The organism is Pantoea sp. F_5 (assembly GCF_008631595.1).
Taxonomy (GTDB): Bacteria; Pseudomonadota; Gammaproteobacteria; order Enterobacterales; family Enterobacteriaceae; genus Pantoea; species Pantoea gossypiicola.
Map to the genome: position 1 here is coordinate 27,542 of NZ_VWUO01000020.1, position 20,931 is coordinate 48,472.

Here is a 20,931-nt window from a genome sequence, read left to right on the forward strand (position 1 = left end):
ATGAAAAAAATGGTACTTGCTGCACTGCTTGCCGGTTTTAGCCTGAGCGCTACCGCGGCACAGACGATTCGTTTTGCGACCGAAGCCTCTTATCCTCCTTTTGAATTTGTGGATGCGGACAATAAGATCCAGGGCTTTGATGTCGATCTGGCCAATGCGCTGTGTAAAGAGATCGACGCAACCTGTACTTTCACCAATCAGGCATTCGACAGCCTGATCCCGAGCCTGAAGTTCCGCCGCTTTGATGCGGTGATGGCGGGCATGGATATCACGCCGGAGCGTGAAAAGCAGGTCCTGTTCACCAAACCTTACTATGACAATTCTGCGCTGTTTGTGGCCCAGAAAGGCAAAGTCGCCAGCGTTGAGGCCCTGAAAGGCAAACGCGTAGGCGTTCAGAACGGCACCACCCATCAAAAATACCTGACGGAAAAACACAGCGAAATTACCACTGTGCCTTACGACAGCTATCAGAATGCCGTTCTGGATCTGAAAAATGGCCGTATTGATGCCGTGTTCGGTGACACCGCTGTGGTCAACGAGTGGCTGAAGCAGAATGCTGCGCTGGCTGCCGTCGGCGACAAAGTGACGGACAAAGCCTACTTTGGTACCGGTCTGGGCATTGCCGTACGCACCGGTAACACCGAGTTGCAGAGCAAATTCAACGGCGCACTGGATAAGATCAAAGCAGACGGCACCTACAAAACCATCTACAGCAAATGGTTCCAGCAGTAATCTCTGATGAATGAAATGATGACCCTCGCAAGCGCCGCCGGGATGACCGTCGGCCTTGCTGTTTGTGCGCTCATCGCAGGCCTGGTGCTGGCGATGATATTCGCCGGCTGGGAGTCGCTGCGCCTGAGGCCGCTGGCGTGGATTGGCACCGGTCTGGTGACGCTGATCCGTGGCCTGCCGGAAATTCTGGTGGTGCTGTTTATCTATTTTGGTGCCTCACAGCTGCTGCTCACTCTCTCTGACGGCTTCACGCTAAACTTCGCGCTGTTTACACTGCCGGTTCAGATGCAGATAGAGAACTTCGATGTCAGTCCATTCCTGTGCGGTGTGATTGCGCTTGCGATGCTCTATGCAGCCTATGCCTCGCAGACGCTGCGCGGCGCACTCAAAGCGGTGCCGGTCGGTCAGTGGGAGTCGGGCCAGGCGCTGGGCATGAAAAAGTCGGCCATTTTTCTCCGGCTGATTATGCCGCAGATGTGGCGTCACGCCCTGCCGGGTCTGGGTAATCAATGGCTGGTACTGCTGAAAGATACCGCGCTGGTTTCGCTAATCAGCGTCAATGACCTGATGCTGCAAACCAAAAGTATCGCGACGCGTACGCAGGAGCCGTTTACCTGGTTCCTGGTGGCGGCCGCGATCTACTTAGTGATTACGCTGTTCAGCCAGGCGGTGTTACGCCGCATCGAACTGCGCACGACCCGCTTTGAACGGGGGAACAGCTAATGCTGGCCTATCTGCCTGAACTCCTGAAAGGGCTGCATACCAGCCTGACGCTAACGGCGGCCTCGCTGGTGGTGGCGCTGCTGCTCGCGCTGCTCTTCACCGTGATCCTGTCGCTGAAAACACCCGTGCTGAATCCGCTGGTAAAAGGGTTTATCACGCTGTTTACCGGTACGCCGCTGCTGGTGCAGATCTTCCTGATCTACTACGGTCCGGGACAGTTCCCCTCGATCCAGCAGATCCCCTGGCTGTGGCATTTATTGTCGCAGCCGTGGCTGTGCGCGATGCTGGCGCTATCGCTGAACAGTGCGGCTTACACCACGCAGCTGTTTTACGGTGCGGTCCGGGCGATTCCTTCCGGACAGTGGCAATCGTGCGCGGCACTCGGCATGAGCCGCAAAGATACACTGCGCATTATGCTGCCTTATGCATTTAAACGCGCCCTCTCCTCCTACTCCAACGAAGTGGTGCTGGTGTTCAAAGGCACCTCGCTGGCCTACACCATCACCCTGATGGAGGTGATGGGCCACGGCCAGCTACTCTATGGTCGCACCTACGACATTACGGTCTATGCCGCGGCGGGTCTGATTTATCTCTGCGTTAACGGTTTGCTGACGCTGATGATGCGACTGATCGAAAAACGCGCTCTGGCCTTTGAACGGCGTAACTGAATGCCGGGCGAGGCTGCTCGCCCTTTCCGCCTGAAAAATCACACTAATTGCATAAAAATTCATTTTATGGCAGGGTATCGCCTTCTCTGGCTGACCACATCACAGGAATCATAAAATGAAAAAATGGATTATCGCCGCTGCACTGGCTTCACTGGCGATGACCGCGCAGGCCGCGGAAACGATTCGCTTCGCTGCTTCAGCTACCTATCCGCCGTTTGAATCTCTGGACAAAGAAAATCATCTCGTCGGATTTGATATCGATCTGGCTAAAGCGCTGTGCCAGCAGATGAAAGCGGAGTGTACTTTCACTAACAATGCCTTCGACAGCCTGATCCCGTCACTGAAATTCCGCCGCTATGACGCCGTGATTTCCGGTATGGATATCACCACGGAGCGCAGCAAGCAGGTCGATTTTACCCAGCCCTATTACGCTAACTCCGCCATTGTGATTGCGCAGAAAGGCAAGTTCAGCAGCTTCGGTGATTTGAAAGACAAACGCATCGGCGTTGAAAACGGCACTACCCACCAGAAATACCTGCAGGATAAGCATCCGGACGTGAAAGTGGTGGCGTATGACAGCTATCAGAATGCGATTCTGGATATGAAGAGTGGCCGGCTCGATGGCGTTTTTGGCGACAGCGCGGTGGTGAATCAGTGGCTGAAGACCAATCCGGATCTCGCGACGGTTGGTGAGCATGTCACTGATGCAGATTACTTTGGCACCGGACTGGGCATTGCTGTGCGTAAAGGGAATACAGCGCTGCGCGATCGGTTCAACCAGGCACTGACTGAACTGAAAGCCAACGGCAGCTGGCAGCAGCTCAATCAGAAATGGTTCCCGGAGTAACGCCGGGAATTTCACCGGGCTCAGTGCTGACGGCGGGTTAACAGCGTCAGCACCTCAAAATGCGCAGTGTGCGGGAACATGTCGAACAGCTGAACCTTCGTGACCTCATAGTCATTCAACCGGGCAATATCCTGCGCCATGGTCTGCGGATTACAGCTTGAATAGAGCAGATAATCCGGAGCCATCTGGCTGAGATAGTCACACAGCGCCTGACCCATTCCGCGACGTGGCGGATTCACCAGCACCAGCTGTGGCACCGCGTCGCGTCCGGTCGCAAACGCCGTCGAATCAAGCGCCGCAAACTGCACGTTTTTCAGTCCCAGCATCTCAGCGGAACGCCGGGCGCATTTAATCGCTTCAGCGCTTATTTCAATGCCGGTCAGCGCCATTTCCGGTGTCGCGCAGTGCAGACCAAAACCTCCTACGCCACAGAAGAGATCCCACATGCTGTTAACCGGCAGCGTACGCACCCAGTCGCGCGCGGTGGCATAGAGCGCGCTGGCAACCTGCGGATTGGTCTGAAAGAAGCTTTGCGGCCGGATCCACAGCGGCACACCATTGAAGTTCTCAGCCAGCGACTGATCGGGCGTGAGCGCTATCTCCTCCTCTCCCTCGAGAATCGCCATATGTACCGGCTGAATATTGGCCGAGATCACCGCCAGCTGCGGCAGCTGCTGTTGCAGCCACGGCAACGCCGCGCGCAGCTGTTTCAGTTTGGCGGTTGAGCGCAGGACAAAACGGAGCATGATGCCGCCCTGCTGACTTTCGGTAATCAGCAGGAATTTCAGCTCGCCGCGTTTACGTGCCACGTTATAAGGCGTCAGTCCGGCACGGGCAATAAAGGGCTTAAGCGCCGCAAACACCGGCTGGAAGCTGGCGGGATAGAGCGGGCAGTCGCAGAGATCGACAGCCTCGCCATCACGATGAATTAAGCCCAGCACCGGGCGCTCCACACTGCCGCTGACCACCATTTTGGCTTTGTTACGGAATGCCTGCTGCGGTGATGTCACCGGCGGTAGCCAGGCCGCAACCGGCTGATCAGCCAGTAACTGTTCCAGCATCGACTGTTTGTCGCCTAGCTGAATGGGATAGGGTTTTTCCAGCCACTGACAGGAGCGGCAACGGTTAGCGTCATAAAGCGCGCAGTGCATGGTAGAGCCTTAACGATGGGGTCTGGCGGAGCGCGATTGTATCACCGCTTCCTGAAAAAAGCGCGACTGCTGGCGGGCAGAAACAGCAGCATCAGCACCAGCAGGTCAGGGATTTTCTGCGACAGGGTGTGGTGGATAATCTGGACGTTGTTGTCGCCATCAATGCTGAAAATCTCGGGGTAAATCCCGCCCAGCGAAGCAAACAGCATATAGATCAGCACAACCCCCTGCGTGGCTACATAGCCCCAGCGGCCACGGTTACTGCCGCGCATCAGCGTAAAGGCGCAGCGCAGTTCGAACAGGAAGATGAGCTGACTGGCGATAAAGATAAGCGTCGAGTCCCAGGACTGGGCGCTGCGGTGAACAAAGTTGGCGATTTCACTGTAACCCAGCTCATTGGCCAGCATCAGTACGCTCAGGCAGCGGGTCGCAATAATGGCAATGCCCGCGACCGTCACCGGAACCGGTGCGTCTGAGAGCGTAGCACTGCTTTTGAAGATTTCTGACATAGTCCCTGACTCCACCTGATCGAAAAACGGGCCGGTTAAACCGGCCCGTTCATATAGTGGCAAAGGTTACGTATTTCAGCCACGTTTAGCTTTCTGAATATCGCTTAAACGCTGTTTTTCTTCGTGCGCCATGAATCGCCAGGCGATAAAACCGACTAAACCGACCACAAACAGGATCAGGGAAGCCAGCGCATTGATTTCCGGGTTCACGCCGCGGCGTACGGTAGCGAAGATCGCCATCGGCAGCGTGGTGGCACCCGGCCCGGTAACAAAGCTGGCAATCACCAGATCGTCGAGAGACAGAGTAAACGCCAGCAGCCAGCCGGTGACAATTGCCGGCGCAATCATCGGCACGGTAATGACGAAAAAAACCTTCAGCGGCGTCGCGCCTAAATCCATCGCCGCCTCTTCGATTGAGCGGTCCAGTTCACGCAGACGCGAGTTGATCACCACCGCCACATAGGCGGTACAGAAAGTGACGTGCGCCAGCCAGATGGTCAGCATGCCGCGTTCACTCGGCCAGCCAAAGGCGTTGCCCATGGCCACAAACAGCAGCAGCAGGGACAGACCGGTGATCACATCGGGCATCACCAGCGGTGCCGTCAGCATAAAGGCAAAACCGTTGTGCCCGCGGAAGCGACCAAAGCGCACGATGATTACCGCCGCCAGCGTGCCCAGCACTACCGCCATGGTGGCCGACAGCCCGGCAATGCTCAGACTCAGTAGCACTGCGTCGATCATCGCGCTGTCCTCAAACAGCACCTTGTACCAGTGGAAGGAGAAATTCTCCCACACCGTCACCAGCGGTGAGCTGTTAAAGGAGTAAACCACCAGCAGCAGCATCGGCGCATAGAGGAACAGGAAGCAGCAGACCAGAATGCCGGTTCGCCAGGGTGAGCGAATGGTGGGCAGATTATTCATGCCTTCTCTCCCATTTCACGGTTTTGATGCTTATGGAACCAGATGATCGGCAGAATCAGGATCAGCAAAATAATCACCGCCAGCGCAGAGGCGACCGGCCAGTCGCGGTTGTTAAAGAACTCCTGCCACAGAATACGGCCAATCATGATGCTGTCAGGGCCACCCAGCAGTTCAGGAATCACGTATTCTCCCACCGCTGGAATAAACACCAGCATCGATCCAGCAATAATGCCGCCTTTGGTCAGCGGCACAATCACGCTGAAAAAGGTCTTCAGCGGGCGTGCACCCAGATCCAGTGAGGCTTCCACCAGCGAGTAGTCGATACGGGTTAGTGCCGTGTAGATTGGCAGCACCATAAACGGCAGATAGCAGTAGACGATACCGATATAGACCGCGGTGTTGGTGTAGAGGATCACCAGCGGATGATCGATCACGCCCAGCCACAGCAGGAAGCGGTTGAGGATACCGTTGTTGTTCAGCAGCCCCATCCAGGCGTAGACGCGTACCAGAAACGAGGTCCACGACGGCAGGATCACCAGCAGCAGCAAGATGGTGCGCATCGACGGCTTGCTGTGCGCAACGGCCCAGGCGAGCGGATAGCCTATCAGCAGACAGATTACCGTGGAAATCGCCGCCACTTTCAGCGACTGCAGATAGGCGTCAATGTAGAGCGGATCATCGGTCAGCGTCAGGTAGTTACCGAAGTTGAGCACGATGCTGAACTGATCATCTGCCCAGCTCACCAGCTCGGTGTAAGGGGGAATCGCCCGTGCAATGTCCGCGAAGCTGATCTTCAGCACCGTCAGAAACGGTAGCAGAAACAACAGCACCAGCCAGACATACGGCAGAGCAATGACCAGCTTACGGCCATGCTGCATTTTTACCCGCGTGGCCCAGCGTTGCAGCGGCGTACCGACCAGTCGGGCGGGCGCTTTGGCGCGTTGGAAAATCTGGCTCATAGCCGCTCCTTAAACCGTCAACACCACGCAGCTGTCGCTTTCCCAGCAGAGGCGGACTTCATCCCCCCAGGTCGGCAACCCTTTGCGGTAGCGATGCGCGTTTTGCAACTGTGCGCTGATCATCTGCCCGCTGTGCAGACGGACATGGAAGATAGAGAGATCGCCGAGATAGGCGATGTGGACCACTTCACCCACCGCAAAGTTACAACCATCGGCGGGTACTTCATCGCACAGCATCACTTTTTCCGGGCGCAGCGCGACATGCACTGGCACGTTATCGACTACCGAGACATCGGAATCGACTTTCAGCGGATGCATCAGGCCGGGGCTGTCGATTACCAGGCCATCTGCCTGACGTTCACGCAGCAAACCTTCGAAGACGTTAACCGAACCGATAAACTCCGCGCTGTAGCGGCTGGTCGGATGCTCGTAAATCTCCTCCGGCTCGCCAATCTGCACGAACTTACCGCGATTCATAATTGCGATACGGCCCGCCATGGTCATCGCCTCTTCCTGGTCGTGCGTCACCATCACGCAGGTCGCGCCCACACGCTCAAGAATATCAACCACTTCCAGCTGCATCCTGTCGCGCAGCTTCTTATCCAGTGCGCCCATCGGCTCATCGAGCAGCAGCAGTTTTGGCCGTTTCGCCAGGCTGCGTGCCAGCGCCACGCGCTGGCGCTGACCACCGGAGAGCTGATGCGGTTTGCGTTTCGCAAACTCCTGCATATGCACCAGCGCCAGCATTTCGGCGACGCGGCTGGTGATCTCCCCTTTCGGCAGCCGATCCTGCTTCAGACCAAAGGCGATATTCTGCTCAACCGTCATGTGCGGGAACAGCGCGTAGGACTGGAACATCATATTGATCGGACGCTGATAGGGCGCAACGTGCGACAGATCCTGTCCATCCAGCACAATCTGGCCGCTGGTGGGCGGCTCAAAACCGGCCAGCATACGCAGCAGCGTGGATTTGCCACAGCCCGATGCGCCCAGCAGAGCGAAGATTTCACCTTTATAAATGGTCAGACTGACATCATCCACGGCGTGCTGGCCGTCAAAAGATTTGGTCAGATTGCGGATCTCCAGCAGCGGCGTTAAGGCCTTTGCAGTTTTATGTTGAGGGCGGGGAATGGCATCGTTCACAAAGGGTTCTCTCCGGAGCCAGGCGGAACATGGCGGCAAAATCCGCCGCTAAAAATGGCACAACAGAGGCCGACACTGCGCCTCTGTTGCTGATGCGTGACAGGTCAATCCGTAAAGGACGAACTACTTACCACTTTTTACTTTAGTCCATGCGCGCGTACGCACACGATCCAGTTTCGGATCCTGGACTTTCAGCACGAACAATTTCGACATCGCTTCTGGCGTCGGGAAGATACCCGGGTTGTTGCGGACGTCGGCATTGATCAGCGGCAGCGACGCTTTGTTGCCGTTGGCGTAGTTCATTTTATTGGAGACATCAGCGATCACTTTCGGATCCATGATGTAGTTCAGCCAGGCGTAGGCACCGTCGAGGTTTTTGGCATCCTTAGGAATTGCCATCATATCGAAGAAGGCCAGTGCGCCCTCTTTTGGCACGCTGTAGCCCAGATGCACGCCGTTTTTCGCCGCATCGGCACGGTTCTTCGCCTGCAGAATATCGCCCGACCAGCCGATGGCGACGCAGGTGTTACCGTTAGCCAGATCGTTGATGTACTGAGACGAATGGAAATAGCGGATGTTCGGACGCAGCTTCAGCAGCAGGTCTGTCGCCGCACCGGAATAGTCTTTGGCATCCGAAGAGTTAGGATCCTTGCCCAGATAGTTCAGCACGGTGGCGAAAATCTCTTCCGGCGCATCCAGGAAAGAGACGCCACAGCTTTTCAGCTTCTCCAGATTTTCCGGCTTCATCACCAGGTCCCAGCTGTTGACCGGCGCATCGGTTCCCAGCGCGGCTTTGACTTTGTCGATGTTGTAGCCGATACCGGTGGTGCCCCACAGATAAGGAATGGCATATTTATTACCCGGATCGTGCTGCGCCACTTTTTCCATCAGCGCCGGATCGAGGTTTTTATAGTTAGGCAGTTTGCTCTTGTCCAGTGGCTGGAATACCCCGGACTGCAGCTGACGCGCCAGGAAGCTGGAGGATGGCACCACGACATCGTAGCCGGTACTGCCCGCCATCAGTTTGCCTTCCAGCACTTCGTTGGAGTCAAAGACATCGTAGACAACCTTAATGCCCGACTGCTTTTCAAAGTTCGGCACGGTATCTGGCGAAATATAATCGGACCAGTTGTAGACGTGCAGCGTTTTATCTTCCGCCATGCTGCTGGCCGACGCGACCATCAGCGAAGCCGCTACCACAGCTGACAGCCATTTCTGACGTGAGTTGAACATGTTTTCCATCCTCCTGAGCGGGTCATTACAACGCTGCAAACCTGAGATCCCTGCATTGCGTTCTGTACAGGACGTCAGTGACACAATGAATCATTATTCAGCGGGAGTTTACCAGCAAAATCCTATATCAGAAGCGTAGTTACGCGCCTGTTACAGCCCCGCAAGCATAGCCCCCCTGCTCAGGCTGCACCAGACCCCAGCGTAAAAAACGCCTGAAACCGATATTTTATGCATGTTTGAGCTATGAGGTTCGGCTTTGATGGTATAAACGACGACAGATATCTGGCATTAAAGGGCAAAATGCAGAATAAAAAAAGGTGGCGGCACGCGGCGTGCATAAAAAAGCCGTCTCAGGGACGGCTTAGTCTGTAAAGGGGTCGGCCTAGTGCAGCACCGAATGCACGCTGGAGACCGGAACGTGCTCTTCTTCTTCACCCACAATCAGCAGATTATTGGCAAAGGCTTCCAGAATCACCATGGAGATTTGCTCTTCACTCTGTTTCATAAAGTGTGAGAACTGACCAAAGGTTAATCCGGCGGTGGTCGTCATTGACTGACAGACAATGAGCTTCGGCAGATTATCATCCTGAATGTCGATAAAGGCTTTCACCGTCAGTGAACTGGCATTAATTTGCGACAGATCGCCGACCAGCGGAATCAGCGCCGTCGGCTTCACTTCAGCCAGCGCCGAAAACAGAATGACGTTGTCGACCAGATCGATTTTGGCGTCAAACACCCCATCGAAGTTTTGCATGTGCGGCAGATGAAGTGCCTGACAGGCATCGCATTCGAACCAGGTGATATTTTGCTGATCCAGCCAGCGACGCAGCAGGTCGATATCCGGAACGACAAGAGAATCCATCGTAAAATCCCAGTGGGGTGATAAACAGGCGACTTAGCTTACGGAAAAATGCGTGGCGATGCCACGAAAACTGCTGAAAAGCGCGTGTCAGCCAGCGGTTTTAGGACGGAGCCCGGGGATGGCCTGCTGCTCAATCCGCTGAATCATCAGCGCGGCAATGTTAAGGCCGCTGCTGGTTTCAATGCCTTCCAGGCCGGGCGAGGCGTTCACTTCCATCACCAGCGGACCGCGATGGGCGCGCAGAATATCGACACCCGCAACCTCCAGCCCAAGCGTAGCGGCGGCTTTCACCGCCATTTCCCGCTCCTGAGGGGTAATCTCAACCGGGCAGGCTTTGCCGCCGCGATGCAGATTAGAGCGGAAATCGCCCTCTTTCGCGACCCGCTCAATCGCTGCCACCACCTGATCACCAATCACCAGGCAGCGAATATCACGCCCTTCGGCTTCTTTAATAAACTCCTGCACCAGAATATGCGCATTCAGGCCGCGGAAGGCATCAATGACGCTCTCTGCCGCCTGCCGTGTTTCCGCCAGCACGACGCCAATGCCCTGCGTCCCTTCCACCAGCTTAACCACCAGCGGCGCGCCGCCCACCATGGCGATCAGATCGTCAGTGTCATCGGGTGAGGAGGCAAAGCCGGTCACAGGCATGTCGATGCCTTCCCGTGCCAGCAGTTGCAGCGAGCGTAATTTGTCCCGGGTGCGGGTAATGGCGGCGGACTCATTCAGCGGATAGCTGCCACACATTTCAAACTGTCGCAGCACCGCCGCACCGTAAAAGGTAATGGCATTGCCGATGCGCGGAATAACCGCGTCGAAAGGGCCCAGCGGTTCACCACAATAGTGAACCGCGGGTGAGGCGGGATTGATATTCATATAGCAGGAGAGCGGATCGATGATTTGCACCTCGTGACCGCGTGCGGCGGCCTCGTCACGCAATCGCCGACTGGAGTAGAGCGTCCCATCGCGCGACAGGATGGCTATCTTCATCGCAGCTCTCCCTTTGTGGGTTAACGCGTAGCCCAGCCCTGCTGATGCAGATAATCGAGCATAAACGGACGCGTTTCTTTAATGATCAGACGCTGAATCAGCTCACTCCAGGTTTCGCTACGCGGGTTGCTGTCGCGCTGCTGATAATAGAGTTCTGTGCGGCTATCGTATTCGGCCAGCACGCTTTTATCCAGTGGCTGATAGCGGTTTTCATGCACCAGCATGGCGTGTGGCATGCGCGGTTTAACGTCCGGTTTTGACGCCGGGTGCCCCAGGCAGAACCCAAACAGCGGCAGCACAAATTTAGGCAGGCCAAGCAGTTCGGTCACTTCCGCAATGCTGTTACGGATTCCGCCGATAAAGACGCCACCCAGATCCAGCGATTCCGCCGCTACCATCGCGTTCTGCCCCATCAGGGCGGTATCGACGCAGCCCAGAAGCAACTGCTCGGCACGGCCCAGCTGCGCATCCGGGCAAATCTGCAGGTGGCGATTAAAGTCCGCGCAGAAAACCCAGAACTCAGGCGCATCCGCGACCCACGTCTGTCCGCCGGTCAGCGTCACCAGCTTGTCACGCAGCGCTTTGTCGGTGATACGGATAATAGAAGAGCACTGTAAAAAGCTGGATGTGGACGCCGATTGCGCCGCATTAATAATCGCTTCACGCTGGGCTTCACTGACCGGCTGGTCAGTGAAGGCGCGGATTGAACGGTGGCTGCACAGTAAATCAATGGTCGGTGTCATAAAGTCTCCAGCAACATTATCTTTTTTTATCAATCTGATTGAACAGCTGTGGCGCGATAGCTTTCGCGGTGCGCCACATCAATAGCCAGGCAGCAGGCAGCATCAGCACCACACCAGCGATGAACAGCAGGGTGGCCAGCGTTCTGGCATCAGCCTGATCTGGCAGCGGCAGCCAGTGGTTAATCAGCAGTAGCGCACCCAGAATTAACAGGCCGCCCGCCGCCTCCAGCACCACGATAAACCGGGGTAATCTGGCCACACTCTGCATCACATCCTCCTGCCTTTGCGGCTTACTGAGCGTCAATTATGGTCAACAACCCAAAAATTGCGCGGATTACACGGGCTGCCGTCGCGAAAAAGCCCTTGTTTCAGACGCTTCCTGAACGGCAGCAATAGCGTGCGGGCATCAGACTAACAGGCAATTCCTGCTTTCCTTAAGCGATACGAGCGGGCATGATGGTTGCCATTCTCTGTTTTATTATGTGACACACATCACATAATAGTCGCTGCAAGGAGTTATCAATGATTGCTGTTATTTTTGGTCGTCCGGGCTGTCCCTACTGTGTCCGAGCCCATGAACTGGCCGACAAGCTGACCGCGGAGCGCGATGATTTTAGCTATCAGTATGTCGATATTAATGCAGAAGGCATTACTAAAGCCGATCTGGAAGCCAGCGCCGGTAAACCGGTCAGCACCGTGCCGCAGATTTTCGTGGACGAAAAACATATCGGTGGCTACACCGAGTTTGCGGCCTGGACCAAAGAGAATCTGGGATTTGTCGCGTAAGCGCAGATAACCGGAATAAAAAAGGCGAGGCAGGGTTTTCCTGTCTCGCCTTTTTGCTCTCTGGCTGACGCCAGCCATCCGGCACCGTTTAGTTGAGCGACGCCATCACGATCTGCATCAATCGTACCAGCAATGCCCCACAGCCTGCCCAGAACAGCGCGCTGAGACTCCATGCGATGGCAAACAGTCCGCTGCTGTGAATAAACAGGCTGTTATTGAGCAGAAGTGCTGCCAGCAACGTTCCCCAGAGTCCCATCAGCAGCGTGCTTTTTAACGGGCTTTCCACCTGCATCAATGCCATTACAATACCGGGCAACATAAAGAGCAGTAATTCGGGCTGACCACGGAGCGGGCCGGGACCGACCTGCCAGAAATGACAGGTAAAAACAAACACCAGACTGTACAACACCACGCCGCACAGGCGGGTAGTCCAGAGATAAGAACGCTGCGGCATACCACCCCACTGATTAAAAGTAACCCCGACAATAACCTGCTGATATCCCTGATGCGTTCTGGTGGAAATAAAAAGAAACAGTTCGCTGTGGTAACGAATGAAAACAGCCAATGGCTGTGAAAGATATTTGTGATTAGAATAGCGCCGCGATACCGGTTCCATTTGCAGTGTTGATACAACAGCACCTCAACGGCCTGCTCACGATAGCGAAAAACAGGCCACTCTTCAACAGGTTACACGTAAACAAGAAGTTAAACAGTGAATATTAACGTCGCAGGATTGTTAAGCGGAAATGACATTTTGTTATTATTTGTCGTTTTAGCGCTCGGCCTCTGTCTGGGCAAGTTGCGTCTTGGCTCGGTTCAGCTGGGAAATTCGATTGGCGTATTAGTGGTTTCGCTCTTATTAGGGCAGCAGCACTTCGCGATCAATACCGATGCATTAAGTCTGGGCTTTATGCTGTTTATTTTTTGTGTTGGTGTTGAAGCGGGTCCCAACTTTTTTTCTATTTTCTTTCGCGACGGCAAAAACTATTTCATGCTCGCCATCGTGATGGTGGTCAGCGCGTTGTTGCTGGCACTGGGGCTGGGAAAACTCTTTGGCTGGGATATTGGTCTCACCGCAGGCATGCTGGCCGGGTCGATGACCTCAACACCGGTGCTGGTCGGAGCGGGTGATACTCTGCGGCAAAGCATCAGCGATTCCAAGCAGCTTGGATTGATGCAGGATCAGCTGAGCCTCGGTTATGCCGTGACCTACCTGATTGGACTGGTCAGCCTGATTTTTGGTGCCCGTTACCTGCCCCGCCTGCAACATCAGGATCTGCCCACCAGCGCCCAGCAGATCGCCCGCGAGCGCGGTCTGGATGCGGACAGCCAGCGTAAAGTCTTTCTGCCGGTGATCCGCGCCTATCGCGTGGGCCCGGAACTGGTGGCGTGGAGCGACGGCAAAAACCTGCGCGAGCTGGGTATCTATCGTCAGACAGGTTGCTACATTGAGCGTATCCGCCGTAACGGTATTCTCGCCAGTCCCGATGGGGATGCGGTGTTACAACTGGGTGATGATATCTCGCTGGTCGGCTATCCCGACGCACACGCCCGGCTCGATCCCAGTTTCCGTAACGGTAAAGAGGTGTTTGACCGCGACCTGCTGGATATGCGCATCGTCACCGAAGAGATCGTGGTGAAAAACCATAACGCAGTAAACAAACGCCTCAGCAAGTTAAACCTTACCGATCACGGCTGCTTCCTGAACCGCGTAATACGCAGTCAGATCGAGATGCCGATCGACGACAGCATCATGCTCAATAAAGGTGATGTGTTGCAGGTCAGCGGCGAGGCGCGACGGGTGAAAAGCGTGGCAGATCGTATCGGCTTTATCGCGATTCACAGTCAGATGACCGATCTTCTGGCCTTCTGCGCCTTCTTTATCGTGGGTCTGATGATTGGTCTGATCACCTTCCAGTTCAGCAATTTCAGTTTTGGTATCGGGAACGCGGCGGGTCTGCTGTTCGCCGGTATCATGCTTGGCTTCCTGCGCGCCAACCATCCGACCTTTGGCTATATTCCGCAGGGCGCGCTTACCATGGTGAAAGAGTTCGGCCTGATGGTATTTATGGCGGGTGTAGGATTAAGCGCCGGCAGCGGAATTAATCACGGCCTGAGCAGCGACGGTGCGCTGATGCTGCTGTGCGGTCTGCTGGTCAGCCTGATTCCGGTGATCATCTGCTATCTGTTTGGAGCCTATGTGTTGCGAATGAACCGCGCCCTGCTATTTGGGGCCATCATGGGCGCGCGAACCTGCGCACCAGCCATGGAGATCATCAGTGATACCGCACGCAGTAATATTCCGGCGCTGGGCTATGCCGGAACCTATGCGATCGCCAACGTGTTACTGACGCTGGCGGGGACGCTGATTGTGATTATCTGGCCGATACTGCCCCTATAAAATTTTTTTGCTGACGTCCAGAACTTTATTGTTAAGCGATAGTCATAATAAGTGCCACTGCTTTTCTTTGAAATCCCCAAATTGTGGAGCCCGCTGGTCTTTTTCCCGGCGGGTTTTTTTATGCCTTTTTCGTCCCATCCCGCGCTTCCACTCCGTAATCACCTCTCAAACCGTCATAAAACTTAAACAGTTGTGCAACTCATTATGAGATTAAGAGCCTTTCTATAGACGATTAGCCCGACAAAAAGCAGGATAGCGCGCTGATAAGTTAGCAAATTGTGCTGATTGATTGGTCAGGCGCGCTGTCGCTGAACGTTTATTTGCCGCTGTTATCGGGCCTGGGTGACTGGATGTTGCCTGACGCTGATGACCGGCCTGTCTGCTGAGGAATTTATCCCGAAATGGAAGAGCTGAACCACGCACTGTTTACTGCCATCAATGCCACACCGGCGTCACCTGCCTGGTTGCTGCAACTGGCGACCTTTATTGCCAGAGATTTGATCGCCATCGTGCCGCTGTTAATTGTGGCGATGTGGCTCTGGGGACCGCGCGATCAGGTCTCTTCGCAGCGGGCGCTGGTACTGAAAACCGGTATGGCGCTGATCTATGCGCTGGCGATCTCCTGGTGTGTGGGCCACCTGCTGCCGCATCCCCGCCCTTTCGCCATTGGCTACGGTTATCAGTTCCTGCCTCACGCCGCCGATGACTCCTATCCCAGCGATCACGGCACGACAATATTCACCTTTGCTCTGGCATTTATTTTCTGGCATCGCCTCTGGTCGGGTGTGGTACTGATGATGGCGGGTTGTGCCATCGCCTGGTCGCGGGTTTATCTGGGTGTTCACTGGCCAATGGATATGCTGGGCGGGTTCCTGGTGGGTCTGCTGAGCTGTCTGGCGTCACATCTGGCGTGGCAGTTCTATGGCGAGCGGATGCTGGCGGTGATCAACCCGCTCTATCGGGCGCTGTTTGCTCTGCCGATTCGTAAGGGCTGGACGCAGAATTAAGGAAGGGGTGCGGTTGCGTCTCCTTAATTGTCTGGAATCTGCTTCAACTGGCGGTGAGATCGAACCTGCGCAGGGAACAGGGTCAGATCGGAAAGACGCAAAAACCGCCATCCATGGCACGCTCGACCCGCGCCGTCCATGGCGCGGGACGCTTTCCTCTTCTGACCCAGTTCCCAGCGCGCTGAGCTAAAGCGTTGCTGCTGGATTCTGATTTGGAAACAGCACTCGTCTCAGGGACGGATCAGCGTCCCTGCTCACTTACGACAACCACTTCCCGAACCAGCCGTTAAACTTCATCATTACGAAGTCAATCATCCGGCTGAAGAAGCCGCCTTCCGGCACATCCTGCAGCACCACCAGCGGACGCTGCTCAATAGTTTTGCCATCCAGCTGAAAATCGATAGTGCCCACTACCTGATTCTTCTTCAGCGGTGCTTCCAGCTGAGGTGTGGTCAGTTTAAAACTCGCCTTCAGGTTCTTCATCTGCCCTTTCGGGATGGTCAGCGCCGCATCTTTCGCTACCCCGAGATTCACCTGGCTCTTATCACCAAACCAGACCCGCTGCTGCGCAAAAGGTGCATCCGCCTTAATCGGCGTCACCGTTTCAAAGAAACGGAAGCCCCATGTCAGCAGCTTTTCACTTTCGCGGAAACGTATGGCATCGCTGGCGGTGCCGAGCACCACCGAGATCAGGCGCATATCGCCTTCGGTCGCGGAAGCCACCAGGTTATTGCCCGCGCCGGAGGTGTGACCGGTTTTGACGCCATCCACCTTAAGGTTGGTGCTCCATAACAGACGGTTGCGGTTAATCTGGCGAATATTGTTGAAGGTGAACTCTTTCTCTTTATTCAGTGCGTACTCTTCTGGCACATCGCGGATCAGCGCCTGAGCAATCAGCGCCATATCCCGCGCGGTGCTGTACTGCCCTTCAGCATCCAGACCATGCACCGTCATAAAGTGGGTATTCTGGAGTCCCAGCGCCTTTACATAGTTGTTCATCAGGCCGATAAACGAGTCCTGACTGCCTGCCACATAATCTGCCAGCGCTATACAGGCGTCATTACCGGACTGGATCACAATCCCTTTATTCAGCTCATGAACCGGTATCCGATCGCCCGGCTTGAGGAACATCAGCGAAGAGCCACGCAGCTTCGGATTGCCGGTGGCCCAGGCATCCTGTCCCACGGTGACCAGGTCATCCGGTTTAATTTTGCCCGCTTTAATCGCCTGACCGACCACGTAGCTGGTCATCATCTTGGTCAGACTGGCAGGATCAAGACGCTGATCGGCGCTGGATTCGGTTAACACTTTGCCGCTGGCATAATCGATCAGAATCCATGCTTTAGCATCAATGCCAGGCGCAGCGGGAGCCTGTTCAGCAAAAGCGCTGATGGGGGCGATAATCAGTAATGAGGTGGCAACGAGGTGCCGCAGGCGAGATGTGAAACGAGTGTTTGTCATGGGCTTGGCCGAATTGTCCTTGTTAAATCGAAATTCCAGGGGCAGAAAATTCTCACTCAAACGCTAACCGTTGCCGGCAGCGAAAAAAACCGTCGAATCGTAAAGTTTTTTAGAGTTTAGTAGAGTAACCCTGGCATAAACGCCGCGCGTATGCCGCTTTTTCCCGCGCCTGTCACTTTCTGAATTGCGTGAAATTCCGATTTTTCGCAGAAGAGTTAAGCCCGTCACAATTATCGGCTAACCTGAAAGCCAGTCAGCCGAGGAGACCGACCATGGACTTAGCCCTTTTTGATCTTGATGAAACACTGATTTGTGAAGACAGCACCAGCCTGTGGCTGCGCTGGCTGGTATCACAGGGATTTGCCCCCAGCGAACTGATTGATCAGGAACAGGCATTAATGAACCAGTACTACGCCGGTACGCTGTCGATTGAAGAGTATATGAATAAAACACTCTCCCCTCTGGCAGGCATGGCAACACTGACCGTTGAAGGCTGGGTGCGCCGCTTCATTCACCGTGACATCATGCCGCGCGTTTATCCTGCAGCGCGCGAGCGCATTGAGTGGCACCGGACACGCGGTGACAGAGTGATGATCATCTCTGCCAGTGGCGAACATCTGGTGGTGCCGATTGCTGAGAAGCTGGGTGCCTGCGGCGCGCTGGCGATTGGCGTTGAGATCGTGGATGAACGCTACAGCGGCAACACCTACGGCACCATGACCTACAAAGAGGGCAAAGTGACCCGCCTGGGTGACTGGAAAGCGCTGCAGCAGGAGGAGAACTTTAACCGTACCTGGGCCTACAGCGATTCCATGAACGACCTGCCACTGCTGAAGCAGGCCGATCATGCCCACGTTATCAACCCTGATGAACAACTGCATCAGGAAGCTCTAAACCGCGGCTGGCAGGTTTATCACTGGGCGCGATGATTCAGAGCCTGTCCCGGCAGGCATCCTTGTCTCCAGTCGGGACACGGACCACGCGCAGCAACCAGCACGTACAGGGAGTACGCGAAGATTGTGAGCACGGCTCAGGTCCGGACTGACAAATAAAATCGTCTGCCAGGTCTCGCTCTTAGCCGCGGGACGCGCCAGCGTCCTGCGCTAATCCCACTTTCAGCAGCTTACCATTGGCCTCATCGGTCAGCACATAGAGCCAGCCATCCGGTCCCTGCCGCACATCGCGGATTCGCGCCTTCTGATCGTCCAGCAGGCGCTGCTCTTCCACCACTTTTTCGCCGTTGAGACTCAGACGGATCAGGTTTTTCTCTTTCAGTGCTCCGATAAACACCGAATTCTTCCACTGCGGAAAACGGGCGCTGTTATAAAACGCCATGCCGCTGATGGCCGGAGAATCCTTCCAGTGATAAAGCGGCTGTTCGGTGCCTGCAGCATGGGTGCCCTTTGATTCCGGCACTTTATCGCCGTTGTAGTCAATGCCGTACGTTGCCAGCGGCCAGCCGTAGTTTTTGCCACGGCTCATGATATTCACTTCATCGCCGCCGCGCGGGCCATGTTCATTTTCCCATATCATGCCGGTCCAGGGATTAAGCGCCAGTCCCTGCGGATTACGCAGACCATAGGCCCAGATCTCTGGCCGCGCGCCGGGCTTTTTCACAAACGGATTATCGTCCGGCACGCTGCCATCGGTGTTGAGCCGCAGCAGCTTACCCTGCAGCTTATCGAGATCCTGCGCTGCGCTGCTGACAAAATTATCGCCGAACGCGATCCAGAGATAGCCCTGAGTATCAAACGCCAGCCGGGTACCGATATTGTTGCCGCTGGAGAGCATCGGCGTCTGCCGGACCACCTCGCGGAAATCGCTGAGTTGCCGGTTATCAGGACTCAGCGTCCCGACACCCACGACGGCACCCGCTTTGCCGCTGCTGTTCGCCTCAGTGTAGCTGAGCCAGACGCGACGGCTGGTCGCAAAATCGGGTGCCAGCACCACGTCCAGCAGGCCACTCTGCCGTTCTGCCCAGACCTTTGGCACACCCTGAATCGGCTGCGACAGGCCACTCTCCGGACTCCAGCTGCGCAGCGCTCCGCTACGTTCGGTAATCAGCAGCGTTTTGTTGTCGGGCAGGAAGGCAACAGACCATGGATGTTGTAACTTATCCTGCAATACCTCAACTTTTACGTCAGCGGCAAAAAGTGGCGAGGCGCAGAACAGCGCGCCGCCGAGCACAAGAGTAGTCGAAAAACGGGTCATAAGGTTCTCCTGACGGGATAGCGTGCCCTTAAGCGTAGTCATCCACTGCTTGGTGAACCTGAGGATTTACAAAAGATTAAACAGGGCGACAAGGATGTGCAGCCCCGAAGGGTTATGGCGCGTTGAAACTCACCGTGTCACGAACCAGCATATCAACACCCGGCTTCAGGTCATCAACGGTGATTGGCGTCGTGCTGTTACTGACCGTTTTGCCAAAGGCTTTTCGCACAACCCGGAGCAACGGTTTGCCGGTCACGGCATCGCTGGCTTCGATTTCCAGGAACAGTTCACTGTTCTGAGTTCGGTGGCCTGATGCCGCCACCGTACTGGCGACGACTGCCGCAATCGGCACCACTTCGTAAAACTGTACGCCCTCGTTCTCTGCCGGGACGGCGCTGATCGCGGCACGCACTTTAAGAGTATGTGGCGAAACCTGATTAACCAGCGGCAGAGGGGTGGCAATCGCTCCTTTTAACTGAATGTCGGTGTAACTGCGTATCTGATCCAGCGTCTGCTGACTGACGCGAGCCGTAGGCCGTGCAGCCGGATAGAACACGACCGGTGTATAGAGCACATCCTGATACTGGCTGCTCTTGTCGTCGGGCGAAATCCAGCGCAGAGTCGGTTCCCCGCGGGCTGACTCAGAGGGCTCTGGCTGGCTTTAATCCACTAAGAAGCCCGAATAGTGCTGCTTGTCTGCAACATGAAAATGACATCCACTGAGCAACAGTGCGGAGACTGCCAGCAGAGCAGCAACGGACGTTTTACGCTTGATCAACTCGCTTGTGTCAGAGGTTTAAGCATGAATGGATAAATCACGAGGAAATGCTGAAAATAAGCGTCGTTCTAAGGGGTTATCTGTGCGGAAGATCGGAAAATACCCGCTGCATAACGCAGCGGGTAAAAGCCATTACTCGAAGCAGGTATCAGGATTTTCCGACAGGGTGATGAATTGCTTACCGCCCTGGGTCAGCGCCATGATGGTGCCGCTTTCGATATCGTAAACCCAGCCATGCAGACGCAGCTTGCCGTTACGCAGGGCAACAGAGACCGACGGATGGGTTTTCATGTTGTTGAGCTGAGCGATGACGTTCTCTTTGACCATCTCGTTCAGTTTCTTCTCTGGTGAGTCATACTCACGCTGCTCGACCACCGCCTTTGCTGCATCGGCATAGCGCAGCCAGTGCTCAACTGCAGGCATGGTGTCCATGCAGGCGCAGGAGGCGATGGCGTTCATGGCACCGCAGTTGGAGTGACCGCAGATGATGATGTCGGAGACGCCCAGCGCGACCACAGCATATTCGATCGTAGCGGAGACACCGCCCGGCTCCGGGCCAAATGAGGGAACGATGTTGCCCGCATTGCGGATAACGAACAGCTCTCCTGGCTCCTGCTGCGTCACCAGTTCAGGCACCAGACGGCTGTCTGAACAGGAGATGAACAGCGCTTTCGGATTTTGATTTGACGCCAGGCTTTTGAAAAGATCCTTCCTTTCAGGAAACACATTCTGCTGGAAATTCAGAAATCCGTTGATGATCTCTTTCATTATTTAGCTCTCACATTATCCATTTCATTACCTGAGGG

The 20,931-nt window shown here is 55.3% G+C and carries 22 protein-coding genes and 1 pseudogene; 8 read left to right on the plus strand and 15 right to left on the minus strand.

What is annotated here, in order from left to right; all coding sequences use genetic code 11:
• The 4 genes from artJ to F3I44_RS20310 all read left to right on the plus strand — a co-directional run bounded on the left by artJ (position 1) and on the right by F3I44_RS20310 (position 2,970).
• Positions 1-732 carry an arginine ABC transporter substrate-binding protein gene (gene artJ / locus F3I44_RS20295; RefSeq protein WP_150015248.1) on the plus strand — a complete coding sequence of 244 codons (732 nt, stop codon included), beginning with the start codon at positions 1-3 and terminating at the stop codon, positions 730-732.
• Between the two features lie 6 nt (positions 733-738).
• Positions 739-1,455 (plus strand): arginine ABC transporter permease ArtQ, encoded by a 717-nt coding sequence (gene artQ / locus F3I44_RS20300; RefSeq protein ID WP_150015249.1) that lies wholly within the window; start codon positions 739-741, stop codon positions 1,453-1,455.
• Entirely contained in the window at positions 1,455-2,123 is a 669-nt protein-coding gene (gene artM, locus F3I44_RS20305) for an arginine ABC transporter permease ArtM (RefSeq protein ID WP_150015250.1), read from the plus strand. Before artQ ends, artM begins: the two co-directional genes overlap by 1 nt.
• A gap of 115 nt (positions 2,124-2,238) precedes the next feature.
• Positions 2,239-2,970, plus strand: coding sequence for an arginine ABC transporter substrate-binding protein (locus F3I44_RS20310; protein ID WP_150015251.1), 732 nt, complete (start codon positions 2,239-2,241; stop codon positions 2,968-2,970).
• A 20-nt stretch (positions 2,971-2,990) separates the two neighbouring features.
• Here F3I44_RS20310 and rlmC read toward each other — a convergent pair whose 3' ends face one another.
• From rlmC to F3I44_RS20360, 10 genes are all read right to left on the minus strand, one after another.
• Positions 2,991-4,121: a 23S rRNA (uracil(747)-C(5))-methyltransferase RlmC gene (rlmC, locus tag F3I44_RS20315; protein ID WP_150015252.1), complete on the minus strand. Its 1,131-nt coding sequence runs from the start codon at positions 4,119-4,121 to the stop codon at positions 2,991-2,993.
• Between the two features lie 41 nt (positions 4,122-4,162).
• Positions 4,163-4,630, minus strand: coding sequence for a YbjO family protein (locus tag F3I44_RS20320; RefSeq protein ID WP_150015253.1), 468 nt, complete (start codon positions 4,628-4,630; stop codon positions 4,163-4,165).
• A gap of 75 nt (positions 4,631-4,705) precedes the next feature.
• Positions 4,706-5,551 (minus strand): putrescine ABC transporter permease PotI, encoded by an 846-nt coding sequence (gene potI, locus F3I44_RS20325; RefSeq protein ID WP_150015254.1) that lies wholly within the window; start codon positions 5,549-5,551, stop codon positions 4,706-4,708.
• A complete protein-coding gene (gene potH, locus F3I44_RS20330; RefSeq protein ID WP_003849283.1) occupies positions 5,548-6,510 on the minus strand; it encodes a putrescine ABC transporter permease PotH in 963 nt (320 codons plus the stop codon). Before potH ends, potI begins: the two co-directional genes overlap by 4 nt.
• Before the next feature lie 9 nt (positions 6,511-6,519).
• A complete protein-coding gene (potG, locus tag F3I44_RS20335; RefSeq protein ID WP_013357281.1) occupies positions 6,520-7,653 on the minus strand; it encodes a putrescine ABC transporter ATP-binding subunit PotG in 1,134 nt (377 codons plus the stop codon).
• A 123-nt stretch (positions 7,654-7,776) separates the two neighbouring features.
• Positions 7,777-8,886, minus strand: coding sequence for a spermidine/putrescine ABC transporter substrate-binding protein PotF (gene potF / locus F3I44_RS20340; RefSeq protein ID WP_150015255.1), 1,110 nt, complete (start codon positions 8,884-8,886; stop codon positions 7,777-7,779).
• A gap of 382 nt (positions 8,887-9,268) precedes the next feature.
• Positions 9,269-9,748: a YbjN domain-containing protein gene (locus F3I44_RS20345; RefSeq protein ID WP_150015256.1), complete on the minus strand. Its 480-nt coding sequence runs from the start codon at positions 9,746-9,748 to the stop codon at positions 9,269-9,271.
• Between the two features lie 87 nt (positions 9,749-9,835).
• Positions 9,836-10,738, minus strand: coding sequence for a 30S ribosomal protein S6--L-glutamate ligase (gene rimK, locus F3I44_RS20350; protein ID WP_150015257.1), 903 nt, complete (start codon positions 10,736-10,738; stop codon positions 9,836-9,838).
• Positions 10,739-10,758: 20 nt separating this feature from the next.
• Positions 10,759-11,481, minus strand: a complete 723-nt coding sequence (gene nfsA, locus F3I44_RS20355) for an oxygen-insensitive NADPH nitroreductase (RefSeq protein ID WP_150015258.1) — start codon at positions 11,479-11,481, stop codon at positions 10,759-10,761.
• Between the two features lie 16 nt (positions 11,482-11,497).
• The gene (locus F3I44_RS20360) at positions 11,498-11,749 is read right to left on the minus strand and encodes a DUF1418 family protein (protein WP_150015259.1); all 252 of its coding nucleotides are present in this window, start codon (positions 11,747-11,749) and stop codon (positions 11,498-11,500) included.
• A 254-nt stretch (positions 11,750-12,003) separates the two neighbouring features.
• Here F3I44_RS20360 and F3I44_RS20365 point away from each other — a divergent pair, with 254 nt between their 5' ends.
• Positions 12,004-12,267, plus strand: a complete 264-nt coding sequence (locus tag F3I44_RS20365; protein WP_003849263.1) for a GrxA family glutaredoxin — start codon at positions 12,004-12,006, stop codon at positions 12,265-12,267.
• Between the two features lie 88 nt (positions 12,268-12,355).
• Here the strand turns inward: F3I44_RS20365 and ybjM are convergent, their stop codons facing one another.
• A complete protein-coding gene (gene ybjM, locus F3I44_RS20370; RefSeq protein WP_033782470.1) occupies positions 12,356-12,721 on the minus strand; it encodes an inner membrane protein YbjM in 366 nt (121 codons plus the stop codon).
• Positions 12,722-12,979: 258 nt separating this feature from the next.
• Here ybjM and F3I44_RS20375 point away from each other — a divergent pair, with 258 nt between their 5' ends.
• The gene (locus tag F3I44_RS20375; RefSeq protein WP_150015260.1) at positions 12,980-14,668 is read left to right on the plus strand and encodes an aspartate:alanine antiporter; all 1,689 of its coding nucleotides are present in this window, start codon (positions 12,980-12,982) and stop codon (positions 14,666-14,668) included.
• Between the two features lie 401 nt (positions 14,669-15,069).
• Positions 15,070-15,675, plus strand: a complete 606-nt coding sequence (gene ybjG, locus F3I44_RS20380) for an undecaprenyl-diphosphate phosphatase (protein WP_150015261.1) — start codon at positions 15,070-15,072, stop codon at positions 15,673-15,675.
• Positions 15,676-15,933: 258 nt separating this feature from the next.
• On the opposite strand, the gene F3I44_RS20385 is transcribed toward ybjG, so the two are convergent.
• Positions 15,934-17,136: a serine hydrolase gene (locus F3I44_RS20385; RefSeq protein ID WP_150015262.1), complete on the minus strand. Its 1,203-nt coding sequence runs from the start codon at positions 17,134-17,136 to the stop codon at positions 15,934-15,936.
• Positions 17,137-17,408: 272 nt separating this feature from the next.
• Between F3I44_RS20385 and F3I44_RS20390 the strand changes: the two genes are divergently transcribed.
• Positions 17,409-18,065, plus strand: coding sequence for an HAD family phosphatase (locus F3I44_RS20390; RefSeq protein WP_150015263.1), 657 nt, complete (start codon positions 17,409-17,411; stop codon positions 18,063-18,065).
• Positions 18,066-18,210: 145 nt separating this feature from the next.
• Here the strand turns inward: F3I44_RS20390 and F3I44_RS20395 are convergent, their stop codons facing one another.
• The 3 genes and pseudogenes from F3I44_RS20395 to F3I44_RS20405 all read right to left on the minus strand — a co-directional run bounded on the left by F3I44_RS20395 (position 18,211) and on the right by F3I44_RS20405 (position 20,893).
• A complete protein-coding gene (locus F3I44_RS20395; RefSeq protein WP_150015264.1) occupies positions 18,211-19,347 on the minus strand; it encodes a PQQ-dependent sugar dehydrogenase in 1,137 nt (378 codons plus the stop codon).
• A gap of 112 nt (positions 19,348-19,459) precedes the next feature.
• Positions 19,460-20,125 (minus strand): annotated as a pseudogene (locus tag F3I44_RS20400) (DUF3313 domain-containing protein).
• Between the two features lie 132 nt (positions 20,126-20,257).
• Positions 20,258-20,893 carry a carbonic anhydrase gene (locus tag F3I44_RS20405; RefSeq protein WP_010254395.1) on the minus strand — a complete coding sequence of 212 codons (636 nt, stop codon included), beginning with the start codon at positions 20,891-20,893 and terminating at the stop codon, positions 20,258-20,260.
• Positions 20,894-20,931 lie beyond the last annotated feature (38 nt).